General features: G+C 45.8%; 15 protein-coding genes. 7 read left to right on the forward strand and 8 right to left on the reverse strand.

From position 1 onward, the window contains the following. Positions 1–13 precede the first annotated feature (13 nt). From LYZ37_RS16685 to LYZ37_RS16695, 3 genes are all read right to left on the reverse strand, one after another. Entirely contained in the window at positions 14–1624 is a 1611-nt protein-coding gene (locus LYZ37_RS16685) for a peptide ABC transporter substrate-binding protein (protein WP_272787995.1), read from the reverse strand. Between the two features lie 271 nt (positions 1625–1895). After that, positions 1896–2660 carry a transcriptional regulator gene (locus LYZ37_RS16690; RefSeq protein WP_272787996.1) on the reverse strand — a complete coding sequence of 255 codons (765 nt, stop codon included), beginning with the start codon at positions 2658–2660 and terminating at the stop codon, positions 1896–1898. Positions 2661–2674: 14 nt separating this feature from the next. Beyond that, on the reverse strand, positions 2675–3346 hold the full coding sequence (locus tag LYZ37_RS16695) for a GntR family transcriptional regulator (RefSeq protein WP_004746148.1): 672 nt from the start codon (positions 3344–3346) through the stop codon (positions 2675–2677). Between the two features lie 354 nt (positions 3347–3700). On the opposite strand from LYZ37_RS16695, the gene LYZ37_RS16700 reads away from it, so the two are divergent. The 3 genes from LYZ37_RS16700 (at position 3701) to LYZ37_RS16710 (ending at position 7262) form a co-directional block, all read left to right on the forward strand. After that, positions 3701–4234: a hypothetical protein gene (locus LYZ37_RS16700; RefSeq protein ID WP_272787997.1), complete on the forward strand. Its 534-nt coding sequence runs from the start codon at positions 3701–3703 to the stop codon at positions 4232–4234. Positions 4235–4239: 5 nt separating this feature from the next. Then, positions 4240–5712, forward strand: a complete 1473-nt coding sequence (locus LYZ37_RS16705) for a diguanylate cyclase domain-containing protein (RefSeq protein WP_272787998.1) — start codon at positions 4240–4242, stop codon at positions 5710–5712. A 62-nt stretch (positions 5713–5774) separates the two neighbouring features. Next, on the forward strand, positions 5775–7262 hold the full coding sequence (locus LYZ37_RS16710) for a nucleoside hydrolase (protein ID WP_272787999.1): 1488 nt from the start codon (positions 5775–5777) through the stop codon (positions 7260–7262). Between the two features lie 54 nt (positions 7263–7316). Here LYZ37_RS16710 and LYZ37_RS16715 read toward each other — a convergent pair whose 3' ends face one another. The 3 genes from LYZ37_RS16715 to LYZ37_RS16725 are packed head-to-tail and all read right to left on the reverse strand — an operon-like array spanning position 7317 to position 10679. Then, positions 7317–8549 carry an ABC transporter substrate-binding protein gene (locus LYZ37_RS16715; RefSeq protein WP_272788000.1) on the reverse strand — a complete coding sequence of 411 codons (1233 nt, stop codon included), beginning with the start codon at positions 8547–8549 and terminating at the stop codon, positions 7317–7319. Next, positions 8546–9982, reverse strand: a complete 1437-nt coding sequence (locus LYZ37_RS16720; RefSeq protein WP_272788001.1) for an ATP-binding protein — start codon at positions 9980–9982, stop codon at positions 8546–8548. The genes LYZ37_RS16715 and LYZ37_RS16720 overlap by 4 nt, the downstream gene beginning before the upstream one ends. Next, on the reverse strand, positions 9972–10679 hold the full coding sequence (locus LYZ37_RS16725; protein ID WP_239824086.1) for a response regulator transcription factor: 708 nt from the start codon (positions 10677–10679) through the stop codon (positions 9972–9974). Before LYZ37_RS16725 ends, LYZ37_RS16720 begins: the two co-directional genes overlap by 11 nt. 241 nt (positions 10680–10920) lie before the next feature. Between LYZ37_RS16725 and ptsG the strand changes: the two genes are divergently transcribed. Then, the gene (ptsG, locus tag LYZ37_RS16730; RefSeq protein WP_272788002.1) at positions 10921–12363 is read left to right on the forward strand and encodes a glucose-specific PTS transporter subunit IIBC; all 1443 of its coding nucleotides are present in this window, start codon (positions 10921–10923) and stop codon (positions 12361–12363) included. 86 nt (positions 12364–12449) lie between these two features. Here ptsG and LYZ37_RS16735 read toward each other — a convergent pair whose 3' ends face one another. Together LYZ37_RS16735 and LYZ37_RS16740 are read right to left on the reverse strand one after the other, a co-directional pair. Next, positions 12450–13964: an aldehyde dehydrogenase (NADP(+)) gene (locus tag LYZ37_RS16735; RefSeq protein ID WP_272788003.1), complete on the reverse strand. Its 1515-nt coding sequence runs from the start codon at positions 13962–13964 to the stop codon at positions 12450–12452. Between the two features lie 33 nt (positions 13965–13997). Further along, positions 13998–14999 carry a 4-hydroxyproline epimerase gene (locus LYZ37_RS16740; RefSeq protein WP_272788004.1) on the reverse strand — a complete coding sequence of 334 codons (1002 nt, stop codon included), beginning with the start codon at positions 14997–14999 and terminating at the stop codon, positions 13998–14000. Positions 15000–15110: 111 nt separating this feature from the next. On the opposite strand from LYZ37_RS16740, the gene LYZ37_RS16745 reads away from it, so the two are divergent. The 3 genes from LYZ37_RS16745 (at position 15111) to LYZ37_RS16755 (ending at position 18420) form a co-directional block, all read left to right on the forward strand. After that, complete coding sequence (locus tag LYZ37_RS16745; RefSeq protein WP_272788005.1) at positions 15111–16376, forward strand: NAD(P)/FAD-dependent oxidoreductase; 1266 nt, start codon at positions 15111–15113, stop codon at positions 16374–16376. Between the two features lie 87 nt (positions 16377–16463). Continuing rightward, complete coding sequence (locus LYZ37_RS16750) at positions 16464–17429, forward strand: ornithine cyclodeaminase family protein (protein ID WP_272788006.1); 966 nt, start codon at positions 16464–16466, stop codon at positions 17427–17429. A 76-nt stretch (positions 17430–17505) separates the two neighbouring features. Next, complete coding sequence (locus LYZ37_RS16755; RefSeq protein WP_272788007.1) at positions 17506–18420, forward strand: dihydrodipicolinate synthase family protein; 915 nt, start codon at positions 17506–17508, stop codon at positions 18418–18420. Positions 18421–18455 lie beyond the last annotated feature (35 nt).

The following is an 18455-nucleotide window of genomic DNA, read 5'->3' on the forward strand; positions in this document are numbered from 1 at the left end:
CAAACCGTCCCAATTAGTGGGCCTTTACGTAAACATTTTTGCGGTAGTATGACGACTCGGGATTGGTGCGCTCGAATCCACCGACATACTCTTTGATCAGGTATTGGTCATTGCCATTGCGGTACATTGGAATGATCGCCATGTCCTCGATAAGAAGCTTCTCTGCGGCAATATATTCAGCGGAAGGGTCACTTAGGCTCTTAGACTCAGCCATCAAGCGATCATACTCTGGGTTGTTGTATTTTGAGTCGTTGTACTCGCCAGTTGAGACAAAGATATCTAACCAAGTGGATGCTTCATTGTAGTCGGCAGTCCAACCACCACGGCTGATGTTGCCCGGATCTTTCAGTGCGTAAAAGACTTTAGGCTCTAGCTGTTTGATTTCGATTTGAGCACCCAGTTTGCTCTTCCACATACCAGCCATTGCGGTGGCCATCTTCACATCTTTAGAGAAGGTAGGGACAGTGAAGGTCAGCTTAAGTGGGTTGATCTTGTTGTACCCCGCGTCTGCAAGCAGCGCTTTAGCTTGAGAATCTCGCTTAGCTTGATCCCAAGTTGCGAAGGTTGGCGTATGAGTTTTAAAACCATCGGTTTGCGGTGGTACCAAAGTGTACATTGGGATGCCGCCATTCTTAGCAATCGCTTTGGTAATGATGTTACGGTCAATCGCAAATGATAAAGCCTGACGAACGCGTAAATCTTTGGTTGGCCCTTTTTGTGTGTTCAAGTAGTAGAAAGTCGATCCTAAAGAGGCACTGGTATCAGCGACTTGTTCTGGGTATTTCTTAAGGAGTTTGTTTTTCTGCGCCGCTGGAATCGAGAGTGCTTGATCAATTTCTCCTGCAAGGTAGCGATTTAATGCGACGTTAGCATCACCAATCGGTAACCAAGTAATTTTCTCTAGTACGACATTATCTGCATCCCAGTAGTGGGCGTTTTTCGCCATTACCATCTTCTCATTGACCTTCCAACTTGAAACGGTGAATGCGCCGTTGGTCACGATGTTTTCGGGTTGTGTCCAAGCGTTGCCATGCTTTTCTACCGTTGCCTGATGAACAGGTGCGAGTACAGGGTGGCTAAGCAGTTTGATGAAAAAAGGAACAGGCTTTTCTAGCGTTACCTCAAAGGTATAGTCGTCAACGGCACGCACACCTAAGGTATCTGCCGATGCTTCACCCTTCATAATCTTGTTTGAGTTTTTAATGCCCGGAATCGCAGCGAACCATGCGTATGGAGAAGCGGTCTCCGGATCGATTAAGCGCTTCCAGCTATAAACGAAATCGTGTGCAGTCAAAGGCTCGCCATTGGACCATTTAGACTCACGCAGCTTAAAGGTATAGACAGTATTGTTATCATTAGCCTGCCAACTCTCTGCGATACCTGGAATAGTTTTTCCTTGTTTATCTTGGATTGTAAGGCCTTCAAACAGGTCACGCCCTAGGTTAAATGCAGGCTCTGCCGCTTGTTTTGCAGGGTCAATAGAGGTGACTTCTGCCCCGTTGTTTAACACTATCTCTTGTTTATCTGCGAGCTGTGTCCCAGCAGGAAAGGGTTTAGCTATCGCGTTGCTAGTCAATAGCGCAGCAGCGATGGTACTCAGTGCGATCAATTTTTTGGCTTTCATAGCTTCCTCGTTATGTCCTTATCGGAGTGGTCCTTTGGGTTCACCGTGTGGGGGAGCTACTCCAAAACGGCACTAGAGTAAGCTTGATGTTTCACCAAAGGGTAAGAGGAATGTATATTGTATAAAATAATCCAACAAACATTAATTAACATGTCTGTAACAAGGTGGCGAAAAGAGAGACCATCGGTCTTAGAAATTGAGACCGAACAAAAAATGCGCAGTTAATCTGACGGTTACTAGGCTTTGATCACAGTAAGCTTTAGGAAGGGAATTACTGGCGCCGGAATCGGGAAGAGACCTCTTTAAGCAGCTTTCCATCTATCTCAGGAATGCCGTCAGAGAAGAAAATCTGTTGCCCGGGAATGTTTCGCAGTAAAACATTGGTTAGCTCACCTGTTCCATTGGCGCTGTTGGCGGCATGCATCTCACTTATTTTCTGATCGACTTCTTTTTCGAGCTGTAGACGCTGCTCTGCGGTTAATCGCACGCGAGCATGGCACACTTGTGAGAGGGTTTCATCCGCCATAGATACTTGTTCAAAGCGTCTTTTGAACATGGTATCAAGCGCAGTGCCTTCTTCCATGATAAAGCGGCGTCCAGAACGATAAAAAATCTTATCTCCGAGATTTTCTATATAGCCCAACACTTCTGCAATACTAAGGTAAAAACGTACGCTGGTGTCAGACAACTGGTACTCCTCAGCGATTTCCTCTGGGGTTTTATTGCAAGAAGTCACTAGATAGATGAAGTCGAGCAGGTAAGGATGCTCAACAAATAAGGCGTTTTGTTCGTCGGATAAAAACTGTTCGTTATCGCGTTGAATTTGAATCGCGATATCCGATAAGCCTTGTAAATCAGTATTGAGGTGAGTGGTATAGAGCAAGATTTTATCTAAGCCCAACGATGGATTGTGTAGCTGGCGTTTTATTGTCGATAGCGGTATCCCCGTCTTCTCGGACAATTCGCTGTAACACAAACCTTCGTCTTTAATTTTCTGGCGAATCGCCGCCAGCAAGAACTCTGGGCCTAGATGCATGGCTTCTACTCACTCTATTGATGGTTATTACGCTCAAGCAGTAAGTCGCGTATGGCAGCGCCAGCCTCAAGGATATGCTTTTTAAGCATGTACTTAGCGCCGTCAATATCGCGGTTTTGGCACATTTCCAGTAGCGCCTGATGTTCTTTATCTGCCTTTGCCGTTCCTTCGGTGAAAAGGAGCTGCATGCGAATATAGCGGTCACACTTGGTGTTGAGGTTGTAAATTACATCCATGGTCTCTGGCATGTTCGCCGGAGCGTAAAGCGCCTTGTGAAGCTCATAGTTGTAATTGCTCCACTCTTCGACTTCGTCCCCGCGGCTGACAACATCATCGAAACGTTCGCGAATCTCATTGGCACGCGCGAGATCTTCATCTGTCATGTTTTGAATCGCACGTTCTAAGATGTGGCATTCAACCACAGCGCGCAGCTCAAACAGCTCATCAATCTTATCTGGTGACAGCTCGGTTACCGTCGCGCCTTTATGGGCTTCGAAGCTCACTAGCCCTTGCGCCTCAAGCTGCATCAAGGCTTCACGTACGGGAATTCGACTGACATTAAACTCTTTTGCCAACGCATCTTGACGTAATGGCTGACCAGTTTTTAACTCGCCTTTTAGAATTTTGCTGCGGATTGCTTCTTCCACTAATTGGGTTCGAGTCTTAAAAACAGGTTGTTGCGACATCCAAGTCTCCGGTGTTTCTCAATTACTATTTTGTATTCAATATACCATTTGATTGGCGTAATGCGACTTTACAACTCAAAAACAGCTGCTTTTTGGGGGATTGGTCAATAGTTGGTGAGTACATGCAAACGAGCTAAAACGAACCATTGCTCTAAGTTGTGCTGTTATTGTTTCATTTAAGTTCTAAATACGCAGAATTCAATTTGCACTTAATATCTATATCATTACTATATTCAACTGATGTATAAACTTTAGTTTCATAACATGCGTATAGGCCTTGATTGCTCAAGGCTTGAGCAGTGTTTCTTAAAGTGCAGAAACAGAAAATAATAAGTATAAATTCAAAGGAATGATATGGAAGTTTCCAAACGCCTAAAAGTGGCTTTGTTGTGTGCAGTGTCTTCAATCGCATCTATTGGTTTTGCCTACGCGGATTCAGATGCAAGTTACCCAGAAGGGTGGGAAGATTGGCCGGTTGTGAAAGAGTCGATGAACCTTCCTGCTGATACCGTTTTACCACCAGATACCTCTCTGTTTATTCAAGAGTCAGTTCGTGCGTACGCTTGGATCAATGAAGGAAGAGGCTCACCTCTGACTATTCGAGTTAACCCAAGCAAATTAGAGCAATATAAGACTCATGGGCCTTATACCGATGGTCCAACGGTTGTCGCGGTCTCAGAAGTAGACGGGATTATATGGGTGACGGAACATATAGAAGGGTTGGCAATTTATGGAAGCTACAATCGTAAAGGCGAGGACATTAGTTCGATGCATCCTTCCCTAGATCCTAGCTTTTGCGCTAGCTGCCACACCACTTACAAAGATATCTGTATCAACGGTACCTGTACGGAGCCTGTGCTCGCGACTTATACGGATAGCAAAGAGTAACGCCGTTGAGTGACCGTTTATTTGGCTGGATGACAATAAACCAGATGCTGTTTGTTTCGCATCTGGTTCTTGTTTTGTCCATCATTTTTGGTATGTCTTACAGCCGCTATCAAAATGACTGGTCAACAAAAGTTGAGTACCTAGCGGATATGTCTGCCAGTCATCTTGCGGCATATAACACCTTCTTTTCTGGCTCTGTAGCCGGAAGAAACTATGCCAACCTGCTTATGCAGTCGACGTTAGATAACCTCAAAGCAATACCGAACCTAAAGTTTGCTGAAGTTTCAGGTACCAGTGACTACCTAAAGCAAACCGTTAAGGTGAGATACTCGATAGCGAAAAGCAAAGGGTGGCGGCTAGATGTCACTGCAGAAGAGGCTCAAATGTTGGCTAATAAGTTAGTCAAGCTTGAGAACAAATTAGCCGCAACACCAGCCACCAACGCAGTACATATTAAGAAACTTAATCGACTGATTAATAAGCTAAAGGTCGATCTTTCGGTTATCAATGAGAATCTTAAGCTACGCTCACTGCCAATTCCGACCATACCTGAGAATCTATACGACTCGGGTTATTACCTCGATGAGGAAGCGGGACTACTCTATGTTCAGGTTAAGTTACGCAATAACAATGGCGGTTACTTTAGAGCAGTTGTTGATGCCACCTCGCTCAAGCAGATCCAAAGGGAATTGTTAGTTCGAGTATTGTACGAGGCATTGGTTGCGCTAGTTATCTCATTCCTACTGATTTATTTGGTGACTTTTTGGTTGGTCAGCCCGGTCAAAGCTTTAGCGCTGTCAATGAAGCAAGATATTGAAAAGATTGATCAATCAAAAATTCCAGAGATAAAAAGAGCGGATGAAATTGGTGATTTGGCACGCTCTTATTCAAGTTTGATCACCAAGATTAAAAACCAACTGCGGATTTTACATAATCAGACAGAAACCGATCCGCTCACCGGTATTGGATCTCGTTTTAAATATCAGAAACATGCTGCGAAAACAGTACAGCAAGCTTTGCGTCAGGGTGAGTCTGTCTATTTTATTATGTGTGATATCGACAACTTTAAGTTGTTTAACGACTCTTACGGTCACACTGAAGGGGATAACGCCCTCACTGATGTGGCAAATGCGATGAACAGCCTACTTGAGCCACAAGAGTTGGGTTGTCGTTTAGGTGGAGAGGAATTCGTATTCATTCTTTCATGCAAAGCGGAAGAGAAGCTAAAAGACAGAGTCGATGCACTTAGAACCGCCGTTCAAGAGCTCAATATTGAACACAGCGAAAACTCGCCGCATAACGTTGTCACTGTGTCTATCGGAGCTGTTCCGATTTCTACAGCATTGCACGATGTCACTATTGAACAATCAGACCAATGTATCCAACGCGCTATCGTTAAAGCGGATGAGCAACTCTACATGGGTAAAGAAGTGGGTCGCAATGTAGTGATGTATAGCAAGCCATTGATCATTGAATAAGCCTTCCTCTTTATCCTACTTAAAAATAATCCCACTAATAAACAGAAAGCAAAGGAGAGTCTATGCAAGGTCTTGATTCTAAAGACTTCTTAATGCAGCCTCAAAAACGTACATGGATAGATACGGATATCACCATCGACCACTACAATGGGTTAATCCCTTGTGATGTTGATGACGGGTACGCGTTAGGTGTTTTATTCCGCAGTCAAGAAGTCGATATTGTTGGTTTGAGCTCAACGCTTGGTAATACTGATGATATTGAGGTGACGACGGAGATCGCGACTCAATTTACCGCCAAATTTGGGCCAACCAGTTTGAGGGTATCGAAAGGAAGTTCTGTTTTCTATTCTGAAGCGCAAGATAAAGAGTTACCAGAAGCGGTTACAAATCTCGCTCAAGAGTTAAAGCAAGGCCCATTGACCATTCTTGCTATCGGCGCGCTGACCAACATAGCCTTACTTATTCAACACTTTCCTGAGTTGGTTGAGAACATTGAAGAAGTTGTCTGTGTTGCTGGGCGTCGAAATACAGACCAACATTTCGTAGCGAGTAAGAGGCAGTTACGACCTTTCAGAGATCTAAACTTTGAAGTCGACGAGGCGGCGTTTAACGTGCTGCTAAACAGTGACGTACAACTCACGCTTATTCCGTTTGAAGTCTGTGATGATATTTGGATTGATTTCCATGAGTTGAGAGAGATGCGTAACGGCAGTTCATTGGCGGAGTACCTAGAAAAAGAGTCGCGTATTTGGGCTCTTGAATGGGCGGCGCTATTTGGTTCAAGCCAAGGCTTCATTCCTTTCGATATGGTTGCTGCGGCTTATGTGATTAACCCTGAGTGGTTTGCTTTAAAGCAATGGCATACTCAAGTTCAAGTTGCTCCTAGCGACACCGATAGAGGTGAAACCAAGGAGTACCTAGTCTGCAATGAACAGCTAACAGCGGGCAAATTGGTGAACTACGCGGTGGAGTTGTCGCCTAGTGCTGAGCCCGAGCTATTTAAACGCCTGACGGAGCAGGATATCAGTAGTTTTATACTCGGTTTATCTCACGTTAACATCATTGTTGAAGATGTCGACAGTGCAGCAGAGTACTACCACAGAGTGCTTGGTTTTGAGCGTGCGATAGATGAACAAGGCCAGAAGATGGACTATCGCAATGTTTCAATGGCAGAGTTCAATCAAGATGCTGGACTATCAGACCAAGATGTCGAGCTGGATGTGCTTTTCCTCAAACACCCTTATGCTTCGATCTATTTGGAGCTGATGCGTTACCACAAGCCGATAGGTCAATCAGAAATCCCGCCTCAACCAAGAACCTATGACCTAGGTGGCCCGCGACATATTGCTCTTGAAGTCTCGAACTGTACAGCGGTGTTTAGATACCTTAAGCAGCAAGAAGGTGTGGCGATGATTGATCCGTCTGATGATTACCATCCTGAGAAGCTAGATGGTTTCCCGATTTCGTTTTTCTACTGGATTGATAAGTATGGAGTGCAGTGGGAAATGGAAGAAGGGCGCCGCGTCGGTGTCGCTAGAGGAATCATGTAACCCTTGTTAGCAATGTGAAGCAGTCATTCTCGACTGCTTCACTTACTCCATCATCTAATTGCTTTCTGCGATAGCAATAATGCGTTTTATCACCGTATCGGGCTTAAGATCTTTGTTGCGATAGAAACGGAAAATGGCTGAGTTTATTGCTTGCTGTGCCACTGGGTTAACCGCCATCGAATCAATCATACTCGGCACGACTTTGTTATTGGTTATTCCGGCTTGGAAATCCTGATATGACTGTATCTGACAAGGATTGAAGTCACTAATATCAATATCTTCTCTAACGGGGATAGAGCCCTTTAACTGGTTGAAGTCACGTTGAAAGTCTTTGTCCGCCAGAATATCAGCAGCACGATTGGCTTGAGAGAAGCTAAAGGATTTGCTCGCCATAAAGATAAGGCTGTCCATGTTAAACAGGAATACGCCGTCACTTTCTGGTGTGGCGTAACAACCGACATCATTGGGTACATTAATGTTGTTCGCCATTAACTCACCTAATATCCAGTCACCGCCAAGTTGGAACAAAGCTTGGTCTGAAGCCAGCGCACGGGTAGCAGTGTCCCATTTGGTGTCCGGTAGCGAGTTTTCTACCAGTAAACTTATTCGTCTTAGTTGTTGCAGCGCAAGCCTCAAAGGCTCACTGTCGATACTCTCTTTTTGTAGCTCAACCATGGCTTTGGTATAGAACTCTACGCCTTGCATTGAGATAACTAAATTCTCAAACAACATGGCGATTTGCCACGGCTGCTCACCGACCGCAAGTGGGCTAATACCATTTCGTTTGGCGAGCTCCATAGTGGTGAACATTTGCTGCCATGTTTTGGGAACAGGCTGACCAAGAGAGTTAAGAAGCTTATGGTTAACCCACATCCAATTAAGTCGATGCAAGGTCAATGGTAAGGCTACGTAACCATTTTGCGTTTTATTAATCTCTCTCGCGAGTGGGTACAAAGTCTCATCCCAGTGATGCTTCTGAGCGACGGAATTGACCTCATGAAGAATGCCTATCGCATCCCAAGATTTAATACTCGGCCCTTCAGTTTGGGCAAAACTTGGTGGATTTCCCGCTAGGGCGCGTGCTTGCAGAACCGTCATTGCGCTGTCACCACCGCCACCTAATACTGGGCTTGGGGAGAGGGTTAAGCCGTGGCTAGTGAGTTGTTTTTCAAGTACGCTGAGTGCCTGCTGTTCACCGTCCGATGTCCACCAATGAAGAAATTCGACGTTAGCGTGAACGGGTAACGAGAGAAGAGGGAGGGATAATAGTGATACAAGTTTGTTCATAGCGAATCTCTTGGGAAAGATAACGTAGCGCATAAACCACCAAACTGAGACCGAGATAAGTTGAGAGAGCCGCCATGCGCTTTGGCAATGCTTTGGGAAATGGTCAAGCCAAGCCCAGAGCCTTCATGCTCAGTGTTGGCTCGGAAATAGGGTTGGTAGAGTTTTTCGAATAGCTCTGGCTCTATGCCCTGACCATGATCTTCAATCCGAATATCGACATGCTCGGTCTCTTCAATCAAAGTGATTTCAGCTTTATCACCATATTTAAGCGCGTTGTCGACTAGGTTCTGAACACAGCGTTTGATAGCTAAAGGCTTGCCTGCTAAGGGTTTATCAACATGCCCTAAGACCGTTAGGTTATCGGCTTGATGGGGAAATGAAGTAGTAATATGTTGGATCAACTCATTAAGGTTGATAGGTTCAATTTCCTCGTGGATATCTGTGTCTTTTATGCATTGAAGGGCACCTTTGACCATAAGATCAAGGTCGTTGGCGATGCGAGTAAAGCGCTCTCGTTCTATTTCATCCTCAAGCATTTCAGCCCTTAGCTTCAGACAAGCAATCGGGGTTTTGAGATCATGAGAAATCGCGCCAAATAGCATTTCACGATCATTAATATGGCTATCTATTCTACGATTCATTTTATTAAACGCTCTCACCGCCGCTTTTAACTCTTTGCTCCCTCTTTCTTTCACCTTTGGCACATCGAGCCTGCTCGACATTAAGGTTGCAGCTTTGGCGAGCTCGCGAATCGGTAGAATCTCGCGGCGTACGATAAACCAAGTACAGAGCAAAAGTAGCAAGGCAGATAAACAGAGCGTTAACCATTCTCTAAGCTCGAAATAACTGGTTTCAAGGTTCACATAGGGAGCAGGTAGGACGGCAGCAAGGTAAAACCATTCATTCTCGGCTACTTCAACTTGCATCACTAAAATCGGCGGATCTAAATCCCCAAACGAGAGTGAGTAATGTGCCCAGAGTAGTGGTAGCTCATCAATGGGTAACTCGTTATTAAACACACGCAGGTTTTCTCTTTCAGTAAACTCAACGTCGATATTCGGAACGCCTTGTAACTCGCTTTTGAGTACTTGCTCGACTTGATTGACGACCAGTGTTTTAGTTTCGCTTTGAGCAATCGGTGGGACATCAATACGGTGATTGTTGAGAGAGACAAAAAAGCGCGTGCCGCCCATGTTTCTCAGTTGATTGAGGACTAAGTGGCGATATTCAGCAGGAAGCGTCTGGAAAAATGAAATCGTTGATGAGGCGCTTAACGCTAAGCTTTTAACGGTATTGGAGAGTCCTTGCTTGTCCCGCTCACTGGCATGCTGATACCAAATCAGTCCAGATAATAGCTGCGCGGCAAGAATCACCACTAACAAGAATGCGCTAGCACGAAAGGCTAAAGACTGGCTGAGTGCTCTAATTTTCATAGTGGACATCCGTTGTCAGCATGTAGCCTTTGTTGCGAACTGTTAAGATCAAAGAGCGATCTTTATCTTCGAGATGGTGTCGTAGACGACTGATTTGAACATCAATTCCTCGTTCAAACGGGTCGGCGTCTCTGCCCCATATTTCGCGGGCGATATCGTCGCGAGACAAAATAGCTTGAGCATTATTGATGAACAGACCAAGCAAGGAGAGATCTGCGCCACTGAGTTGTTTGATACTATGATTGTCTAAATGAGTCAGTTGACGTGTGACGGTATCGAGTAGCCACCCATCGAATCTCACTTTGCGGGTAAGTTTCGCCTCAGTGGTGTGTTGGCTGCGCCTTAGAATAGTCTTTATTCGTGCTAACAGTTCACGAGGGCTGAATGATTTGGTGATGTAGTCATCCGCCCCCATTTCTAGCCCGGCAACGCGATCGGCCTCCTCGGTTACCGCAGTGAGCATGATTATTGGAATTTGCGAGTCACGACGAAGTTTTTGGCACAAGGTAAAGCCATCTTCACCGGGCATCATGATATCGAGAATGATCAAGTCTGGTTGATTGGATTGCAATAAGTGCCACATCGCTTGACCATTCTCAGCGCCAATGACCTCAAAGCCTGCCCGGCCAAGGTAGTCTGATAGGGCTTCTCTTAGCTCTAAGTTATCATCTACCACCAGTATCTGTTTGTTTTCCATTGTCATGCATCCTAGATTGTGCGCACAAATATGATGCATTTTTGCTTACTCTTTCTCAATCGAGGACGAGGCAATTTTCAGATTTTGAAGCAACACTTTTGTAAGTCATCACTTACAAACTGGCAGTGTTTTGTAACCTTCAACATTTCTAGACTCGATAAAATTTCCCTGACTTTACGTGAAACACAAAACCCGAGGATTCCTCGGATACTAAATGACTGACATAAGTCAGGAGGGAACCATGTTTGGAAGTTTATTTGGACAACTACAAAAAATAGGGCGGTCATTGATGCTGCCAGTGGCGGTGTTACCTGTCGCAGGCCTTATGCTCGGGATAGGTAATGCCGGATTTGCCTTTATCCCAGAATCCTTAAGTAAGATTATGCTGGCGGCGGGCGATGGCGTATTTGGCAATATGCAGCTGATGTTTGCGGTCGGCGTAGCGCTTGGGTTATCTAAAGGTAATGATGGCGCTGCGGCACTCGCTGGCTTAGTCGGGTTAATCATTATGAACGCCTCGCTCGGCATTGTTACTGGGCTTAGAGGTTTTGAAACGGATGCGACCATTATGGGCGTCAGCACTCTGCAAACTGGGGTGTTTGGCGGGGTGATCATTGGTGCCGTTGCCGCTCTGATGTATAACCGTTTCTACAATATTCGTTTACCCGAGTATCTTGGCTTTTTTGCCGGAAAGCGCTTTGTACCGATTGTTACTGGTTTAACTGCCATTGTCGTTGGTGCTATTTTGGCGTTTGCTTGGCCTCCTGTAGGGCAAATGTTAGATGCATTCTCCCATTGGGCCGCTTATCAAAATCCGGTTTTAGCTTGGGCTGTTTATGGAGCAGGTGAGCGCTCACTACTTCCAGTTGGCTTGCACCACATATGGAATGCACCTTTCTTCTTCGAAGTTGGTAGCTACATTGATCCTGAGACAGGCAAAGAGATCACTGGTGAGTTAACTCGCTTCTTCGCTGGAGATAAAACCGCAGGTTATCTCTCAGGTGGCTTTATGTATTCAATGTGGGCGCTACCTGCAGCGGCTTTAGCTATCTACCACTGTGCAACACCAGAGCGTAAGAAAATCGTCGGTGGTTTAATGATGTCAGCGGCGCTAACCTCGTGGCTAACAGGTATTACAGAACCTATCGAATTCACTTTCTTATTTGTTGCGCCAGTGCTGTACATCATTCATATCTTTTTGACCGGTATCGCCTTTGCTATTACTGCGTTCTTGGAGATCAAGCACAGTACTGATTTTGCTCACGGTGCGATTCAGTTCTTCTTGTACTACCCAATGTCGACCAACGCGTGGATGTTTATCATCATAGGTCCGATTTGGGCGTGCCTATACTATGGCTTGTTCCGCTTCTTAATCGTAAAACTGGATCTTAAGACACCGGGGCGTGAGACTGAAATTGTAGAAGTCAAAATTGCGGGTCAACCAGATGAGATTGCGGTTGATGTGATTACCGCTCTCGGTGGTAAAGCGAATATCAAGTCTGTTGATGCGTGTATTACCCGTTTGAGAGTGTCAGTAAAAGATATTGCCAATGTCGATGTGGAAAAGCTCAAGCAGCTGGGTGCTCACGATGTGCTAGTGATAGGTGACAGCCTGCAAGCCATCTTTGGTACTCAGTCAGATACCATTAAGTCTGAAATTCACGGAGTGCTCGCTACCTCCTGATCTTACCTTTCATCCCCACCTATATCACCTGATAGGTAAGATTTTGCCAACCTCAAATGAGGTTGGCTTTTTCGTTTTACACTGATTTACTTCCCATCAACGCTCTTACGTACATTTAGTGGATTAGCCGACTTCAAGGCTTGAGGCAATAACTCTTCAGGCACAGCTTGATATGCGACCGGCCTCAACCAGCGTTTAATCGCTTCTGCGCCGACAGAAGTACTCGCGGGCATAGTCGAGGCAGGGTAAGGGCCGCCGTGTACCATGGCGTAACTGACTTCGACACCTGTTGGCCAACCATTAAACACGATGCGACCTGCGACTTCTTCTAACTCAGATAGTAGCTGAGCAGCGATCGGGTGATCGTTAGGTTCTGCTTGTAGGGTCGCGGTAAGGCTACCTGCTAAGTTTTGGCTAAGTTCAAGCATATCTTGGTCGTCTTCACACAAGACGACAATGGATTGGGGACCAAAGATCTCTTCTTGCCACTGAGGATTCGAGCGCCACTTCTCGCTGGTGGTTTCAAACAGCATTGACGGTACGCCTTGTTCCGCTGCCGATAGTGTGCGAGTAAGACCTATTTGCTGTGCTCTTAGCTCACTTTGCTCTAGATAATTGTGCCTAATGCCAGCAGTGAGCATGGTTTGCCCTTGTTGTGCGGTAATACCTTTGCGTACGGCAGCTAGGAACTCGTCGGTTGCAGTGCTTTTCGCGACAAATACGACCGCAGGCTTGGTGCAGAACTGACCGCAGCCCATATTCATCGACATTACATACTCTTCAGCCAAAGACTTTGCGCCACTCTTCATTCGATTCGAAAGAATGAAAACAGGGTTTGAAGCGCCTAGTTCACCGTAGAAAGGAATCGGTTCTGGTCTTCGCTGAGCGAGATCAAACAGTACTCGACCGCCATGAATGGATCCAGTAAATCCGACCGCTTTAATTGCAGGGTGCGTTACCACAGCCTGCCCAAGCTCGTGTGTAGTTCCTTGAAGCAGAGCAAAAACGGCTTGCGGCAAGTTTACGATGTTGAGTGCTTTTGCTATGCACTTAGCGACGATGTCACTGGTTCCAGGATGGGCTGGGTGACCTTTTACAATCACAGGGCAACCTGCCGCAAGTGCAGACGCGGTATCGCCACCAGCGGTTGAGAAGGCAAGAGGGAAGTTCGAAGCACCAAATACGGCAACAGGACCTAAGGCGATGTTTTGACGGCGAATATCGGGTTTAGGTAAAGGCTCGCGAGATGGATTCGCAGTATCAAATATCGCCTCTTGCCAAAGACCTCCTTCCACTACATCGGCAAAGAGACGGAGTTGAGCTGTAGTGCGGCTTAGCTCACCATTAAGCCTTGCGAGCGGGAGGGCTGACTCAAGATTTGCTCTTTCTACAATCGCTTGGCGATCCTCTTCTAAGCAGTCGGCGATGGTCTGTAACAGTTGGCTACGTATATTGGGAGAGGTTTGCCTATATGCTTTTGCTACTTCATGAGCAGCAGTAATCGCGAGATCAACGTCTTGGTCAGAATGCTCGGCGAATACGCCTTGCAAGGGCTGCTGTGTTTGAGGGTTTATGGCAGAAAAAGTAGTCGTGGTACTCATAACGGGTTCCTAGGTGTTCTTATTAATTTGAGGTTATTTCAGTTCAAAGCCGTAGGCGTAAGGGTCTTGATCATCTACCCATATGGTGTTGTGTCCTGTGACTTGAGCCCACCCTTCAATGCTTGGCAGTATGGCCGCGCGCCCGTTGACCTCGGTGATACCTTCAATACGGCCAGTGAACAAGCTGCCAATAATGCTTTCGTGGATAAAATCTTCGCCCTGTTTGAGTTTTCCTTTGGCATGCCACTGCGCCATTCGTGCGCTGGTTCCTGTACCACATGGTGAGCGGTCGAGCGCTTTTTCACCGTAGAAGACGGCATTTCGTGCGGTAGATTCTGGCTGAGTCGGTGTGCCTGTCCACAAAACATGAGATACACCACATACGGTTGGATCTTCAGGGTGGATGCATTCGACGGCCTGTGAAACCGCCTGTCGAACTTTAGGGCTAAGCATTAGAATTTCATCTGATGAGTAGTGCTCAAGCCCTTTATAGTTTTCTTGTGGATCAACAATGACGTAGTAGTTGCCACCATAAGAAACATCAACTGTTATCTCGCCCAATCCTTCCACGTTAACGGTGACATCTTGATGGGCTAGGTAGGCGGGAACATTGTAGATCTTCACTGAGGTGACTTTCTCGCCATCGCGTTGGTAATGCACTTCAATTTGACCGGCCGGAACATCGAGGATCAATTTGCCTTCGACGCGCGGAGTAATCAAACGATGTTCTAGGGCTGATGTCACGGTGCCGATCGTACCGTGCCCACACATCGGCAGGCAGCCGCTAGTTTCGATAAACAGAATCGACGCATCAGCATTCTCACTGCAAGGAGGAAGAACGACCGAACCAGACATCATTACATGACCACGAGGCTCAAACATCAGCGATTGACGGATCCAATCATGGTGCTCCAAGAAAAACTGACGCTTATCACTCATCGTCTTGCCTTCTAAATGGGGAACGCCGCCTGCTACTAGCCGAACAGGATTGCCACAGGTGTGTGCATCGATACAAAAGAAGGTTCCTTGTCTCATTTCTTGCTCCTTGAATAAGAAATTGGTTGAAGTGGTGAATTTGGATGTTATCGTGATGTTAAGTATATTTTATACAATTTTGTTTTTGAAACGTGATAAGGAGCAAAATAAATGGTGAGCAACAATTCAGCAGATTCGCAAAATATTGCAGTGATTGGTGGTGGGATAATTGGCTTGTGCATTGCTCTGAAGTTACAACTTGAAGGTGAAAACGTGACGGTTTTCGATAAGCGTGGAGCAGGGCAAGGATGCTCAAAAGGTAACGCAGGGCATTTCGCAACCGAGCAAGTTTTTCCGCTTGCTACACCAGCACTTTTGCCTCAACTGCCAAAGATGCTTCTGTCTCGTCAAAGCCCGGTCTCAATACGCATTCAAGACATTCACAAAACCACGCCTTGGATGATTCGTTTCTTACTAAATGCGAGAGATAAAACAACCAAGCAATCCACTCAAGCCTTGACTCAACTCAATCAGAACGCGATGCAAAGTTGGTTCGCGCTGCTTGAAGAAGTCGGGTTGCAACACTTAATCGAGATGGACGGCTCATTGCTGACATTTGAAAGTGAGCGGCTGTTTGATTCGTACCGTGCGACGCTAAACAGCTTACGAGAACATGGGGTTGAATGCCAAGTTTGGCAACAAGAGAAACTGCGCGAACGAGTTCCTCAACTTTCTGAATCAGTAAAGTTTGGTGTGTTTTTTCCAGATACTGGCCACAGTCTAAACCCTTATAGGATATGCGTTGAGCTTGAATCTTCTTTTAAGTTTCGACAAGGGAAGTGGGTAGAAGAACAAGTGGAAGAGGCATTTTTTGACGGTGAGTTAGGTGTTGTCGCAACGGAAAATGAAAGTTACTCGTTTGACAAAATCGTCATTGCCACTGGCGCAGAGTCTGTAGACTTGGTTAAAAAAATTACCGGCATTAAGGTACCACTTCAAGCAGAAAGAGGTTATCACTTAATGGTGCCAGAACTTAAAAATGCTATCCCGTTTCCTGTCAGTTCTGCGGATAGAAAATTCATCATGACGCCTATGGAAGAGGGACTGAGGTTAGCGGGTACGGTTGAGTATGCAGGGCTGAACTCACCCCCGAATATGAAACGCGCGACCATGCTTAAAGAGTTGGCAAAAGGGCTTCTAAAGTCGGAGTTATCCTATCAGTCCGATGGTGAAAAGTGGATGGGAAACCGCCCCTCATTGCCTGATTCTTTGCCCGTCATAGACAGCGTAGAAGATGGAAAAATACTGTTTGCTTTTGGCCATCAACACCTTGGTCTTACGCAAGCGGCTATCACTGCAGACTTAGTCAGTGAGCTAAGCCGACAGCGTGAACCGTCGCTTGATATTTCACCATTTGCGCTAAGTCGCTTTTGCTAAAAAAATTTAAAATTAAATATTGTATAAAATATACCAACGTATTATGTTAACGAAAGGTTGCAGATTGGATGCAAAAAGGAACGAGAGATGATTAACCTAGACGCACATCAAATAGTCAACTGCCTTTCGATGGCAGGGTTGATTGAGTCAATGCGACTCACCTACCAAGAGCAAGCAACTATTCCACAGCGTAACGTGATGCCTTTAGAGGAAGACAAATATGATGCGTTTGCCCTGTTACCTGCTTGGAGTGAATCGCTGATCACCGTAAAAGCGTTTACTTATTTTCCAGATAACTACATCGAAGGCAAAGACAGCTTAGCATCGAAAATTCTCGCCTTTGATCGATCTAATGGTGAACCACTGGCTTTGCTCGATGGAAAAGTTCTTACCTATTGGCGCACAGCCGCAGCATCAGCCCTTGCTGCCGATTATTTAGCGAGGCGTGAAGCTGAAACCTTGCTCATTTGTGGCACGGGCAACCTTGCTCCCTACATCGCTTACGCCTATTCAGCCATTCGTCCGATACGCAAAGTGCTGATTTGGGGACGCGATAAGCAAAAAGCACGTCAAACTCTCGATACTATTTTGACGAGCAATGAGTATCAGTCGCTGCCCAACTCTCATCAGTTCACGTTAGAAGTCATTGAAAATGTCGATTCAGTTCTCAGTCAAGTGGATATCATTTCATGTGTCACTGGGTCAGATGAGCCTCTGTTTAATGGCGCTCTGGTTCAACCAGGAACTCATATCGATCTGATTGGTAATCACGACTCTGACAAGCGCGAGTGTGACAGCACTATAGTTCAAAGGGCCAATGTGTTTGTTGATAGCAAAATTAATGTGTTGGCAGAAGCGGGTGATTTGCTTATTCCTATCGAAGAAGGGGTTTTTGCAGCCGAGAATATACGAGCAGAGCTATCTGAACTGTGTAAACAAATTCATCAAGGTCGCAGTAATGAAGAGGTAATAACCTTATATAAATCAGTAGGTAGTGCTCTTGCTGATCTTGCGGCAGTAAAGTTTGTGCTACAGGAAAAAGAGATTTTTTAACTAGGGGAAATCCCCGTTTAATTGCAGTTTCGACTGCAAACTTAAATTGCATACAATATACAAATGGAAGGTAAAGATGAACGTAGATTGGAAAGGTGTCTACCCTGCAGTAAGTACTCAGTTTCGTAAAGATCAGAGCATTGATCTCGACGCCACTCAAACTGTAATCGATAACCAAATTAACGATGGCGTTAATGGCATTATTTGCTTGGGGACGGTCGGCGAAAACTGCGCGCTGTACCCTGAAGAGAAGCGTCAGGTTCTCGCGGCAGCGAGAGAAGTGGTTGCAGATAGAGTGCCATTGATTGCGGGGACAGCAGAGTCGATAACCACTGCGGCGATTGATTACATGCAAGATGCGCAAAAAATTGGTATCGATGGCTGCATGGTGATGCCTGCAATGGTCTACCGCACATCGGATAGCGAAACAGTGGACTACTACCGTACTCTTGCGCAAGCAACGCCTGAAATGCCAATTATGATTTACAACAACCCCGTTTCCTATGGCGTAGATGTGAATCTTGATCTAATGGAACAACTTGCAGTGTGTGAAAGTATCGTTGCGGTTAAAGAGTCTACCACTGACACGCGTCGTATTACTGAACTGTACAATCGTTTCGACGACCGTTTTACCGTCTTTAGTGGCGTTGATGATATCGCTCTGGAATCTCTCATGCTTGGTGCGACGGGGTGGATCTCTGGTTTAACCAACGCATTTCCTGCTGAGTCTGTTGCTATCTATAAACTGGCAAGCCAAGGACGCTATGTTGAAGCGTTAGAAATCTACCGTTGGTTCTTACCACTGCTTCGTTTAGATACAATTCCTACCTTGGTTCAATGTATCAAACTGGCGGAACAAGTGTGTGGCCGAGGAAGCGAGCAAGTACGTGCTCCTCGTCAGAACCTTAAAGGTGAAGAACGCGCGCAAGTGATTGCGTTAGTCGAACAAGCGATTGCGACGCGTCCGGATTTGTCTAAGTACAATCTGTAATAATCGCTTAAATGAATAGAGGGTAGGTTGTCTAC

The sequence above is a fragment of the Vibrio tubiashii genome (assembly GCF_028551255.1).
Taxonomy (GTDB): domain Bacteria; phylum Pseudomonadota; class Gammaproteobacteria; order Enterobacterales; family Vibrionaceae; genus Vibrio; species Vibrio tubiashii_B.

What these genes read in the sequence shown, in the direction of transcription:
- LYZ37_RS16685 (WP_272787995.1), bottom strand. Translation starts at nt 1,624, where the DNA reads ATGAAAGCCAAAAAATTGATCGCACTGAGTACCATCGCTGCTGCGCTA.
- LYZ37_RS16720 (WP_272788001.1), bottom strand. Translation starts at nt 9,982, where the DNA reads ATGAAAATTAGAGCACTCAGCCAGTCTTTAGCCTTTCGTGCTAGCGCA.
- LYZ37_RS16755 (WP_272788007.1), top strand. Translation starts at nt 17,506, where the DNA reads ATGAACGTAGATTGGAAAGGTGTCTACCCTGCAGTAAGTACTCAGTTT.
- LYZ37_RS16700 (WP_272787997.1), top strand. Translation starts at nt 3,701, where the DNA reads ATGGAAGTTTCCAAACGCCTAAAAGTGGCTTTGTTGTGTGCAGTGTCT.
- LYZ37_RS16710 (WP_272787999.1), top strand. Translation starts at nt 5,775, where the DNA reads ATGCAAGGTCTTGATTCTAAAGACTTCTTAATGCAGCCTCAAAAACGT.
- LYZ37_RS16715 (WP_272788000.1), bottom strand. Translation starts at nt 8,549, where the DNA reads ATGAACAAACTTGTATCACTATTATCCCTCCCTCTTCTCTCGTTACCC.
- LYZ37_RS16735 (WP_272788003.1), bottom strand. Translation starts at nt 13,964, where the DNA reads ATGAGTACCACGACTACTTTTTCTGCCATAAACCCTCAAACACAGCAG.
- LYZ37_RS16740 (WP_272788004.1), bottom strand. Translation starts at nt 14,999, where the DNA reads ATGAGACAAGGAACCTTCTTTTGTATCGATGCACACACCTGTGGCAAT.
- LYZ37_RS16750 (WP_272788006.1), top strand. Translation starts at nt 16,464, where the DNA reads ATGATTAACCTAGACGCACATCAAATAGTCAACTGCCTTTCGATGGCA.
- LYZ37_RS16745 (WP_272788005.1), top strand. Translation starts at nt 15,111, where the DNA reads ATGGTGAGCAACAATTCAGCAGATTCGCAAAATATTGCAGTGATTGGT.
- LYZ37_RS16690 (WP_272787996.1), bottom strand. Translation starts at nt 2,660, where the DNA reads ATGCATCTAGGCCCAGAGTTCTTGCTGGCGGCGATTCGCCAGAAAATT.
- ptsG (WP_272788002.1), top strand. Translation starts at nt 10,921, where the DNA reads ATGTTTGGAAGTTTATTTGGACAACTACAAAAAATAGGGCGGTCATTG.
- LYZ37_RS16725 (WP_239824086.1), bottom strand. Translation starts at nt 10,679, where the DNA reads ATGGAAAACAAACAGATACTGGTGGTAGATGATAACTTAGAGCTAAGA.
- LYZ37_RS16695 (WP_004746148.1), bottom strand. Translation starts at nt 3,346, where the DNA reads ATGTCGCAACAACCTGTTTTTAAGACTCGAACCCAATTAGTGGAAGAA.